This window comes from Pseudobacter sp. (assembly GCF_051955275.1).
Lineage (GTDB): Bacteria > Bacteroidota > Bacteroidia > Chitinophagales > Chitinophagaceae > Pseudobacter.
The window spans coordinates 1-11,200 of sequence record NZ_JBQCGW010000134.1 but is presented as its reverse complement, the minus strand read 5'-3'; the positions used below and the strand labels follow the sequence as shown (position 1 = coordinate 11,200).

The following is an 11,200-nucleotide window of genomic DNA, read 5'->3' as shown; positions in this document are numbered from 1 at the left end:
ACCCGAAGGGCGGAGACGAGCTCTCCGGCAAAGTCGTCGTACTCGGGTGTGTCGATGATATTGATCTTATATCCGCGCCATTTGGTGTGCAGGAGTTTGGAAAAAACGGTGCTGCCTCTCTCCTGTTCCAGTTCATGGTAGTCTCCGGCAGTATTGCGTTCCTGGATGGAACCGCGGCGGTTGATGATGCCTGCTTCGTAGAGCATGCATTCCGCCAATGTGGTCTTGCCGGAGCCGGCATGCCCCAGCAAGACTATGTTTTTGACGTGTGAGGTATCAAATTCTGGCATAGCTAAAAGTTTAAGAGAGTGAAATGGAATGATCAGTAACCCTGGCCGTAAGGGGGCGGCAGGGAGCGCAGAGGAATAAAACCTGCTGCGATGGCTGAATTGAGCCAAAGCAATAAATTCCGCTATCGGTTGCGGTCTACAAAAACGGTGAAATCGCGTTTAAGATCTTTGAGCGTGTGTTCAAGCTGTTGAAAATTGTCGTAGAGCCTTTCATGATCGTTGAGCGTATCATCATTGACCTGTCCGTTGTGGAGTTGCATCTCGGAGTCGATCTGTTGCTGATGCGATCGGATGGCGTGTTTGAGATCATGGATGTTCAGCTGCTGGATGTAGAACTGATTGTGAAAGTGATCGATCTCGATGAGTACGTCTTCTGTGGATTGGGTGCCTGCCAGATCCTGGAGGCGGGAATCCAATTCGGTAACGGAGCTTCTGTCGGAACGCAATGTCTCCCGCCAGGCATTACATTCTCTTGAAAGCTGTGCAACATCGGTAGTAACCATGGGAGGAAATTTAGGTGAAGAAATAAAAGAACTAAAGCCTTCTACGGATAGGATCAGCTGTGCAGCATGGTAAGGGAGAGGAAATCATGTTGGAGTATGCTGCAATGTTTTCAGCAAGGGAAGAATAATGGGTAAGTAAGCTCAATTCTAAATTACGAATAGTTTCAGGGAAATGGGTAGGATGCACATTAAAATTATGCACGTGATATGAACCTTTTTTGGCATGGTTTGCCCAGTTGCTCGCGTCCCCGCGAGTGACTTTTATTCCGTCGCCTCCGGCGACCCGGTGTTTGCCGAAGGGGAAGAAATATAAGTAACTCGCCAGATGCGAGCTACTGGGCACACCCTGGTGTTTACTTTGCGCCTTGAAAGCAGAGGCATATATTTGCAGACTGTCCCATGGGACAACTGTTTCAAATACGGAACATTTTTCTTACAACTACAATCAGACCAGCCTAATTACTGTCAATCAGCGTGATAAGCCAACACACCATACAACAGATCCTCAGCCGTATCGATATCGTGGAGATCGTGGGCAGTTATGTGAAACTCAAAAAACGGGGTATCAACTACCTCGGGCTTTGTCCTTTCCACAACGAGAAAAGCCCCTCCTTCACCGTTTCGGCCAATAAAGAGATCTTCAAATGTTTTGGTTGCGGCAAGAGCGGCAATGCCATCGGTTTCCTGATGGAGCTGGAGAAATACTCCTATGTGGAGGCACTTCGCTGGCTCGCCAACAAGTATGGCGTGGAAGTGGAAGAAACCGCCGTGAGCCCGGAAGTGGTGGCACAGCGCCAGGTGGCCGACAGTCTTTATATCATCAACACCTTCGCTCAGAAATTTTTCGAGGATAAGCTTTTCAATTCAGAGGAAGGCCAGGATATCGGCCTCAGTTACCTCAAAGAACGCGGCTTCCGCGAGGAAGTGCTGAAAAAATTCCAGGTGGGTTACAGCCTGCAGGACAGCCAGAGCTTTGTATCCACGGCGCTCAATGCGCAATACAATATCGATCTGCTGGTGAAAAGCGGACTGGTGGCGCAGCGTGATGGCCGGAGTTACGACAACTACCGCGGCCGTATCATCTTCCCCGTTCATAACCAGAGCGGCAAGATCATCGGTTTTGGTGCGCGTGTGATCGGCAAGGTGGAGCGTGCTCCCAAATACATCAATACACCGGAGAACGAATTATATCTCAAGAGTAAGATCCTTTATGGCTCGTACCAGGCCAGGCAGGCCATCGATAAACTGGATGAATGTCTGCTGGTGGAAGGCTATACCGATGTGGTATCGCTGCACCAGGCAGGTATAGAAAACGTGGTGGCTTCAGGTGGTACTTCCCTTACGCCGGATCAGCTCAGGCTGGTGCACAAATACACCAATAACCTCACCATCATATATGATGGCGACGGAGCCGGTGTGAAGGCAGCGCTTCGCGGCCTGGAACTGGCGCTCACAGAGGGTTTGAACGTTCAGTTGGTGCTGATCCCCGACAATGAGGATCCTGACAGCTATGTGAACAAGGTAGGTGCTGCAGCCTTCCAGGAATTCATCAAAAACAATAAGAAAGAATTCATCATCTTTCAGCTGGAAGTGATGTTGAAGGATGCCGGGAGCGACACGAATAAGAAAGCTGCCGTGGTGAACCAGATGGCCGAGACCATTTCCAAGCTCAACAAAGCGGAGGATTTCACCAAGCAGCAGGATTATATCCGCCGTTGTTCTGAAATGCTTCGCATTGAAGAAACAGGATTTACCAACCTGGTGAATAAGTTCATCAGGGAAAAGATAACAAAGGAAGGCCAGCAACAACAGAAGCAGCAATACAATAACCCGCAGCAGCGGACCAATAAGGGAGGCAATCAGCAGGCGCCTCCACAACAGCCAGGCCCTAATAATTTCAATGCCGTTCCTACCGGAGAGGATGGCTTCTTTCCTGAAGATACATTCTATGCAGAAGACGATAGCTGGGATCAGGGTTCATTCCCTGATGCTGGCCAGGGGCAACTGTTGCCTCCTGCTCCCGGTGATGATACGCTGGCGTTGCTTACCCGCGATGATCAGAATGAGAAAGAACTGATCCGGGTGCTGCTGGAACATGGTAACAAACCCTGGGAGGACGCCAGTACCGTTGCCAGTTTTGTGATCGCTGAAGTGATAGAGAACCAGTTGCTGGACAATCCGGAGTACATGCGTATTGTGGAGTTTTACAAGACCTGGTATGAAGCGGGTCTGGAACCGGGCATGAAAAGCTTTCTCTATCATGAGGATCAGACATTGTCTGCGCTGGTGATCCAGATCATGGATTTTCCGTATGAAGTGAGCAAAAAATGGGCTGAAGTGCTGGAGCAGGGAAGTTTCAAGGAAGAAGAGGCCAAACATCTGCTACCGGTGAACTCTGCTATTCATTATCTCAAACTGCGAAAGATAAAAAGACTGCTGGAGGAGAACCAGCGGGATATGAGCAAGCCACATTCTTCTGAAGAACTGATGGTGCTGATACAAACACATGCCCACCTGAAACAACTGGAGATCGAGCTGACGAAAAAACTCGGCACAGTTATCCTCAAATAGACATAAAAGAGAAAGGCTCCCGGAACAACAGGAACCTTTCATCATCTAAAATTATTGAACACAATAACAATTACTCTGCCATCACCGGAGATGGAGCCCTTTTGCCAGCGCTTACGCGACGGGCGCCAGGTACGGCAGCTGGTTTAGCTGCATTATTGATCCGGTTGAAACGAATAGCCACCCACACATGGTCGAGTGGCACTTCCTCGGACCTTTCAAACCCTGCATCGCTCACACAGCTCCAGCTGCATGCACGGTTGAGGTCTGTCACGATCTTTGAAGTAGACTTGGGATATGCGATCCAGAACTTCCCTTCTTCCCGCAGGGCAGGAAGTACTTCGTTGACGATACCACTCAGTTGATTCTCGTTCACCGCGAATATCAATGCAAAATCGATCTTACGCGATTTCAGCAATGGAGTTAAATTCTTGGCGAAAGACAATTTCACGAATTGTTTTTCAATCGAGGAAGGAAGACCCTGAATCAGTACATTTTTTTCTTCCTGTAGCTGAAGCTTATCCAATAAGTTTTGCGACATGCCTGAGAAGTTTTTGATATTGCTTAGGGTTTAAAAAGACGGGATTGCAAAGGTAGTAAAAAAAGGTAATAAGTGTAACTATTTTTATACAAAAAGCCCGCATCAGTCAGACTGGGCGGGCTTTTCTTAAAATCTGATTAAGTTCTTGCCAGATTATTTGCCAACTGGTTTATAATATGTAAGTGCCTCAGGCATCAGTTGTTTAAGCTTTTCTATACGTCTTCCTTCAGAGGGGTGAGTGCTCAGGAATTCGGGTGGTTTATTACCTCCACCGGCCTTTTCCATTCTTTCCCAAAGTGGAATTGCTTCCTGTGGATTGTATCCTGCCATAGCAGAAAAGATCAGTCCGAACTTGTCTGCTTCCAGTTCCTGCGCCCTGCCGAAGGGCAACATAACACCAACATTGGTACCTACGCCGTAAGCACTCATGAAGATATTCTGAGCTATCGGAGACTTGTTGGCCAGTGCTACGGAGAGCGCCTGTCCACCCAGTTCAGCCAGCGATGCACGGCTCATACGTTCGTTACCATGCTTGGCAAGTGCGTGCGCGATCTCGTGCCCCATCACCACTGCCAGGGCAGCTTCGTTCTGAGTGATAGGTAACAGTCCGGTATAAACGACGATCTTACCACCGGGCATACACCAGGCATTCACCTCATCGGAGCTTACCAGGTTGTACTCCCAGGCGTACCCTGCGAGCTCGGCAGAAAGACCTTTCTGTGTATAGTAATTGTTGATGGCGGTGGTCAGGCGCTGCCCGATCCTTCTCACCATTTCCGCATCCTTGCTGGCAGTGGTGGATACCACTTTATTGGAAGACAGGAACTGTTTGTACTCCTGGGCTGCCATATTCTGAATATCTGCATCACTGTATAACGTGAGCTGGTTCTTCCCGGTAATTGCGTTCTGGGAACAACCTGCGAATCCTAAAGCCAGTGTGGCGGCTAAAATTATCTTTTGCATGGAGGATGTTTTGTCAAAGTTAGAAAATCAATTCTTGTACCAATCAGTAAAATATTGATACCAGGCCTAACCATTGACCAGTTAATTTGGATATAAAGAAATCTGAATGGAAATGATTATCAGTCCTCCACCTTGGATTCCCTGCGACGCGTTCTTCGGCGGTCGCGGTACTTGAGGATGGGTACCTTGCTTTCGCTGCCGCGGATAAGCCGGCTGATATTCTTCTGGTGCGTGAGGATCACCAACAGCGCTACTGCAATGGCAAAGGCCCTGTATAATGGCTCTTCAGCCCGGAAAATAAAAAGGATGAGAACGGCAAAGGCAACGCTTGCCAGGATGGAACTGAGTGACACGAACCTGGTCAGGTACAGCACTGACAGGAAAACACCCACACAGCAGATGGCCACCAGCGGCTGGATGGCAATGATCATCCCGAACAGGGTGGCAACGCCCTTTCCTCCACGGAAATCAGCCCAGATGGGGAAGATATGTCCCAATACAGCAGCCAGACCCAGACCGATCATCAGATTGGTCCTGTCCCACTCGTTGGACATATAAAACGGTAAAAAAATGTAAAGACTGGTAGCGATAACGCCTTTGATCACGTCAATAGCCATCACGAAAGTGCCCCAGCGGGGACCTAAAACGCGAAATGTGTTCGTAGCGCCGGCATTACCACTTCCGTATTCACGGATATCGATGCCGAAGAAAGCTTTACTGACCCAAACAGCGGTCGGAACAGAGCCTATCAAATACGCTATTACAATGAGTAGTACCTCTTTCATTGAATAGTTAAGTTGAAGTTGGAAAACGAAAATACGGAAAAACCACTCAACTTATTGTCTTTCCGGGAACTAAATCCATTCTTTTTCGTATCCAGCTAAGGTTTTACACTTATTCGCAGGGCTATCCAGTTCTGTCTGTCCTTTTGTTCATCCACCTTTAACATTTCCTTCACTACTGCTGCTTCGATATCTTTCCTGTCGCCACTCAGCAGCCCGCTCATGATTACAACACCCCCACCCTTCAAATGTTGTCTGATGGATGTCATATTACCCAGGAGCACATTTTTATTGATGTTGGCAAGAATGATATCAAATTGCTGTGCCAGCTCCAGCTTGTCTGCTTTCTGTAATTCAATTTTTGTACAGTCATTCACCTGGATGTTCTCCCGGGAGTTTTCAATGCTCCAGTCGTCATTGTCGATCGCCACAATTTTTTCAGCTCCCAGTTTTTCTGCCAGGATGGCCAGTACAGCAGTGCCTGTTCCGAAATCAAGCACGGACTTATTTTTAAAATCCAGTTCACGCATGTATTCGATCATCATGAAGGTAGTGGCATGGTGCCCGGTGCCGAAACTCATTTTGGGAGTGATGATCACATCATGCTGCACATCGCTGATGGCTTCATGAAAATGTGCACGGATCGCTGCGAAGTCATGCACTACCACCGGCTCGAAATTCTTTTCCCAATCGGCATTCCAGTTGGTGGGTGGCACCAGTTTGCGGCTGCACTCCAGTTCTGCACCCAGCAATTGCTGCAGGGCCTCTTCATCCAGGTCTGTTTCAGGAATGAATGCATGCAGGGTATCAGCGGCTTCCTCAAACCCTTCGAAACCGATCTCTCCTAATTGAGCTACCATGATGTCACGTTGTTGCTGATCGAGCGGCCTGATGGAAAATTGCCAGTAATTCATGAATGATAGTTGTGTAAGCTGCAAAAATATGCTCCTGATTTGGTATACTCTCAAATATCTTCTGTATAATGCAGGTTCTTATCCTCGCCTGTCATCATACGGCGGGCAAAATAAATTTCCATTTTAATTTTACAGTAATCCATTCAAGGTACCCGGTTAAGGTGACGCCCCCTCCCACATATCAGGAAACTGAACTGCTTCAGCGACTCATCGCCGGTGATGAAGCTGCTTATACCCTGGTATATTCCTCCCACCTGGATGCGATCTTCTATTATGTAAAGAAATACCTTCCTGGTGAGCAGGATGCTGAAGATATCACTGCCTCTGTGTTTCAGACGCTCTGGTTACAGAAAGCTGTCCTGGATCCATCGCGTCCGCTCAGGCCCTGGCTCTATACCATCGCGCGCAATCTTTGTCTCAACCATCTGAAGTCATCCCAACGCAGAACAGCCAGGGAAGCCGAAGCTTTGCAACTGCTGCATGCAGGTGAAGAAAATGAATTTGCCGCGCATGAGTTCATGGAAGAACTGATGCGGGAAATAGAATTGTTGCTGAAAAAACTGCCTCCACAGACCGCCAGCATTTTCTCCATGGCTTATTTAGAAGGAAAATCCAATCAGGAAATTGCCACCATCCTCCGGATCAATGAGCATACGGTACGCAACCAGAAAAGTCTGGCCTTGAAACAATTGCGGCTCAGTTTCCGCTCCTGGCTTATGTTCTGCCAGTTTCTTTAAAAATATCATGTTTTTGTATGTGACAATCGTACAACCCTGTTGTATTAATTAGATTGAACAATTTTCTGCATGACCAACGAAGCACGTATAGCAGCTTATATGATCAGGAATGCACTCGGCACCCTGACGGACAATGAAAAGAAGGAGCTGGATGAATGGAGACAATCTTCCGCTGCCAACCAGCAATTGTTTGACCAGTACAGCCAGGCTGAGATCATCCTCTCTGAATTCAATGAACGCAACATCCGGAATAAGCGTCTCAGTGAGCGGTTAGCGCAGTTTGTTCAGGAGGAACAGACAGCATCGCATCCAGTTCCGGTGCGTTCCATGCAGCGATGGAAATGGGCGGTCGCAGCTTCTCTTCTGTTGCTGTCCGGCATCGCCACCTGGTTTTTAATGGAACATAGCAATGAAGGATCATTGCCAGCTGTTACCATCACTGCTGAACAGGTGCAGCCCGGTAAAGAAGGCGCCGTGCTCACGCTGGCGGACGGAAGTCAGTTATCACTTGATACGGTTAAGAATGGAGTGGTTGCCTTACAGGATGGTGTTACGGCCCGCGTGATCGATGGCGCGCTGGTGTATGAAGGACAAGGAAACCCGTTGCAGTACAATACAATGTCCACCCCTAAAGGAAGACAGTACCAGCTGAGTTTGCCGGACGGCACTAAGGTATGGCTGAATGCTGCCAGCTCTATCAGATATCCAACGGTATTCACAGGCGAAGCGCGTAATGTGGAGATCACTGGGGAAGCCTATTTTGAAGTTGCGAAAAGATCCTCGCAGCCATTCCGCGTAACGGTGGATAAGAAAATGAAGATCGATGTACTGGGCACCAGCTTCAATGTGAATGCTTACTCCAATGAAGCAAAAATGTCCACCACGCTGATCGATGGAGCTGTTCGCGTTACGGGTTCACAGGCTGGTGATAGTAAAGTGCTGAAACCTGCGCAGCAGGCAGTGTTTACAGGTGCTGCACTTGCGGTAACCAGTGATGTTGATACGGATAAAGTAATGGCCTGGAAAAACGGCATCTTCAATTTCGAAGGCGCTTCACTGGAGGATGTGATGAAACAGATAGAGCGCTGGTACGATATCGATGTGGTGTATGAAAAAGGAATTCCTGATATAAAATTCTGGGGAAAGATCACCAAAGATGTTCCACTCAGCGGCATGCTGATTGCCCTGGAAAAAACGAAGGTCCATTTCAAACTGGAAAACAACAGAACACTGGTAGTGCTGCCCTAGCACGCACCTGATACAAACACTTATCATATGAAATCAATAGTGCGTTGTGCAGCTGATGCATGACCACCGGATCTATTTTTTGCCATGAACAACAAAACGATCAGCTCATAAAAAACAAGCCGGTAGTGCTACTAACACTCCCGGCGATGTTTGGGCTGATCAGAATGACTTGTCACCATTTTTACAACCTAAACTGTTCACAAATTATGCAAAAAACTGCTTATGGTAGCTGGTTATTTCCTGCTGGTATTTTCAAGCCGGCAGGTACTGGAATACGGCTACCGGCTCAAATGCTGAGAATTATGCGGATGCTTTCTTTTCTACTTTTTGTAACCTTCCTCTCTGTGAAGGCGGAAGGAGTTGCCCAGAATGTGAGTATCACCGGAAAAGACCTCACTTTAAAACAGGTGTTTGCTTCGGTTGAAAAGCAAACAGGATACGTAGTGTTCCTCAACCAGGAAATGTTCGGTGAGATCAACAAGAAGGTTTCTCTGAACGTAAACAATATTCCCCTGTCCTCTTTGCTGGATATCATTTTCAGGGAGCGGCCGATCGATTATGTGATTCAGGGTAAAACAATTATTCTTTCCGCGAAAACCACTGCCCCGGTAAAGGATGAGAGTATTCTTCTTTTTACTCCCCCTACTCCTGTAAAAGGAAAGGTCACAGATGATAAAGGGCAACCCCTTGCCGGCGCATCCATTACTGTAAAGAATGCAAAAACAGTAGGCATTACTGATGCAACGGGCGCTTTTTCTGTGAATGTTGACGAAGGCGATGTGATTGTGATCAGCTATGTGGAGCACGTATCTAAAGAAGTAAAGGTCACTGCCGCAATGATCAATTCCGGAATGGTCACCATTGCACTGGAAAAGTCCTTGTCGGAACTGGGCGAAGTGAAGGTGAATGCCGGCTATTATACCGTAAAAGACAGGGAGCGTACCGGCTCTATCTCCCGCGTCAATACCAAAACCATCGAACAGCAGCCTGTGATCAATCCGCTGGCAACATTGACAGGAAGGGTACCTGGACTGGAGATCCAGCAGAGCAGCGGACTTGCGGGCGCTCCCTTCAAAGTGCAGATCCGCGGACAAAACAGTATTTCCTCCGGTACTGATCCGCTCATCATCATCGATGCTGTGCCATTTCCATTGGAATCGCTTGGTAGTTCACAGGTTTCGAGGCATTTGGTATCTGGTGTTGGTTTGGGAAATATCAGTCCAATGAATTCTATCAATCCTCAGGATATAGAAAGCATTGAAGTGTTGAAAGACGCTGATGCAACAGCTATTTACGGGTCACGCGGCGCTAACGGCGTCATTCTCATCACCACCAAAAAAGGGTCTGCAGGCAAAACGAAATATGAAGTGGGATTCAATGGCGGTGTAAGCAAAATAAGCCGCAAAATGAAGCTGATGAATATCGATGAGTACATGACAATGAGGGCTGAAGCTTTTGCCAATGATGGCAGAACCCCTACGGCTACTGACCTGGATGTGAACGGCACCTGGGATAAAACAAAGGATACAGACTGGCAGGAAGTACTGGTGGGTAATACTGCCAAGCGCAACAGGTATTTTGCCTCTATTTCAGGAGGTACGGACCGAACCAGGTTGTTGCTGAGAGGTACTTATGAGAATGAGACCACCGTTATGCCCGGTGATATGAAATACGGCCGGGGTTCAGGTCTGGTAAATATCAATCACAGGTCTGCCGATAACAGGTTCTCCATCAATTTTTCCGTTTCGTACAATGCTGATAACAACAATGCCATTGCTACTGACCTGTTCAGGCAAGCCATCTTGCTTCCCCCCAACATGCCAGACCTTGTTTTACCAGATGGTAGTCTTAACTGGAAGTTAGGCAGCAGACAAAACCCACTGGCGTTCCTGAAACAACGTTATGAGTCGCACACAAAGAACCTGAACACCAATGTGATGCTGGAATATAAGATACTGAATAATCTCACGGCCAGGCTCAGCGCCGGTTACCTGGATTACAGGCTCGATGAGCAGATGGTTGAGCCTCGCAGCCAGATGTATGATCCTGCCAGCCAGGTATCATCATCTCTGTCGTACACATATGCAACGGTTGCCAGCAGGGGCAGCTGGACTACCGAGCCGCAGCTCAATTATGTAAAGGAGTTCGGTCGCAGCAGAGTAGAGTTACTGGCAGGTATGACTTTCCAGAAAAGCAGCAGCGATGGATCTACGCGTTCAGCCTCGGGCTTCCCGAGTGATTATCTCATTTACAATTTCAAAGCGGCGCTTACTACCAGCATTTATTCGGCCAACGATGTCAGGTATGCTTACAGCGCCGGTTTCGGAAGGATCAATTATAACTACGATGGTAAATATATCCTGAACCTTACAGGCAGAAGAGATGCATCCAGTCGCTTTGGCCCGGATAACAGGTCTGCTAATTTTGCAGCTGTCGGCGGCGCCTGGATCTTCAGCCAGGAGAAATTTGTTGACAGGATGCTCCCTTTCCTCAATTTCGGGAAGCTGAGGGCCAGTTATGGTTCCACCGGGAATGACCAGATCGCGGATTACAGCTTCCTCAGTATCTATTCCAGCACAGGCGCCAGGTACCAGACCGGCACCGGTTTAGGCCCCACCCGCTTTGAGAATCCCGTACTGGGATGGGAAGAGAAC

General features: G+C 48.1%; 10 protein-coding genes. 4 read left to right on the top strand and 6 right to left on the bottom strand.

What is annotated here, in order from left to right:
* Both ACTHMC_RS11545 and ACTHMC_RS11540 read right to left on the bottom strand, forming a co-directional pair.
* Window positions 1–290, bottom strand: a 290-nt coding sequence (locus ACTHMC_RS11545; protein WP_440413274.1) for a GTP-binding protein, incomplete at its 3' end; no start/stop codon positions are given.
* 122 nt (window positions 291–412) lie between these two features.
* Entirely contained in the window at window positions 413–793 is a 381-nt protein-coding gene (locus tag ACTHMC_RS11540; RefSeq protein ID WP_440413273.1) for a hypothetical protein, read from the bottom strand.
* Window positions 794–1,267: 474 nt separating this feature from the next.
* Here ACTHMC_RS11540 and dnaG point away from each other — a divergent pair, with 474 nt between their 5' ends.
* Window positions 1,268–3,364 carry a DNA primase gene (gene dnaG / locus ACTHMC_RS11535; protein ID WP_440413272.1) on the top strand — a complete coding sequence of 699 codons (2,097 nt, stop codon included), beginning with the start codon at window positions 1,268–1,270 and terminating at the stop codon, window positions 3,362–3,364.
* A gap of 70 nt (window positions 3,365–3,434) precedes the next feature.
* On the opposite strand, the gene ACTHMC_RS11530 is transcribed toward dnaG, so the two are convergent.
* The 4 genes from ACTHMC_RS11530 to prmA form a co-directional block, all read right to left on the bottom strand.
* Window positions 3,435–3,902, bottom strand: coding sequence for a hypothetical protein (locus ACTHMC_RS11530; RefSeq protein ID WP_440413271.1), 468 nt, complete (start codon window positions 3,900–3,902; stop codon window positions 3,435–3,437).
* A gap of 153 nt (window positions 3,903–4,055) precedes the next feature.
* Window positions 4,056–4,865 carry a M48 family metallopeptidase gene (locus ACTHMC_RS11525; RefSeq protein ID WP_440413270.1) on the bottom strand — a complete coding sequence of 270 codons (810 nt, stop codon included), beginning with the start codon at window positions 4,863–4,865 and terminating at the stop codon, window positions 4,056–4,058.
* Between the two features lie 119 nt (window positions 4,866–4,984).
* A complete protein-coding gene (plsY, locus tag ACTHMC_RS11520; RefSeq protein WP_440413269.1) occupies window positions 4,985–5,650 on the bottom strand; it encodes a glycerol-3-phosphate 1-O-acyltransferase PlsY in 666 nt (221 codons plus the stop codon).
* Between the two features lie 95 nt (window positions 5,651–5,745).
* Window positions 5,746–6,561 (bottom strand): 50S ribosomal protein L11 methyltransferase, encoded by an 816-nt coding sequence (gene prmA, locus ACTHMC_RS11515; protein ID WP_440413268.1) that lies wholly within the window; start codon window positions 6,559–6,561, stop codon window positions 5,746–5,748.
* Window positions 6,562–6,629: 68 nt separating this feature from the next.
* Between prmA and ACTHMC_RS11510 the strand changes: the two genes are divergently transcribed.
* The 3 genes from ACTHMC_RS11510 to ACTHMC_RS11500 form a co-directional block, all read left to right on the top strand.
* Window positions 6,630–7,298 (top strand): RNA polymerase sigma factor, encoded by a 669-nt coding sequence (locus ACTHMC_RS11510; RefSeq protein ID WP_440413267.1) that lies wholly within the window; start codon window positions 6,630–6,632, stop codon window positions 7,296–7,298.
* A 69-nt stretch (window positions 7,299–7,367) separates the two neighbouring features.
* Entirely contained in the window at window positions 7,368–8,546 is a 1,179-nt protein-coding gene (locus ACTHMC_RS11505; RefSeq protein WP_440413266.1) for a FecR family protein, read from the top strand.
* A 290-nt stretch (window positions 8,547–8,836) separates the two neighbouring features.
* Window positions 8,837–11,200 (top strand): SusC/RagA family TonB-linked outer membrane protein (locus ACTHMC_RS11500; protein ID WP_440413265.1); only part of this gene is annotated, 2,364 nt, incomplete at its 3' end.

Bases quoted from the DNA above. Each gene is read 5' to 3' on its own strand.
- plsY (WP_440413269.1), bottom strand. From the start codon at position 5,650: ATGAAAGAGGTACTACTCATTGTAATAGCGTATTTGATAGGCTCTGTT.
- prmA (WP_440413268.1), bottom strand. From the start codon at position 6,561: ATGAATTACTGGCAATTTTCCATCAGGCCGCTCGATCAGCAACAACGT.
- ACTHMC_RS11525 (WP_440413270.1), bottom strand. From the start codon at position 4,865: ATGCAAAAGATAATTTTAGCCGCCACACTGGCTTTAGGATTCGCAGGT.
- ACTHMC_RS11530 (WP_440413271.1), bottom strand. From the start codon at position 3,902: ATGTCGCAAAACTTATTGGATAAGCTTCAGCTACAGGAAGAAAAAAAT.
- ACTHMC_RS11510 (WP_440413267.1), top strand. From the start codon at position 6,630: ATGCAGGTTCTTATCCTCGCCTGTCATCATACGGCGGGCAAAATAAAT.
- ACTHMC_RS11505 (WP_440413266.1), top strand. From the start codon at position 7,368: ATGACCAACGAAGCACGTATAGCAGCTTATATGATCAGGAATGCACTC.
- ACTHMC_RS11540 (WP_440413273.1), bottom strand. From the start codon at position 793: ATGGTTACTACCGATGTTGCACAGCTTTCAAGAGAATGTAATGCCTGG.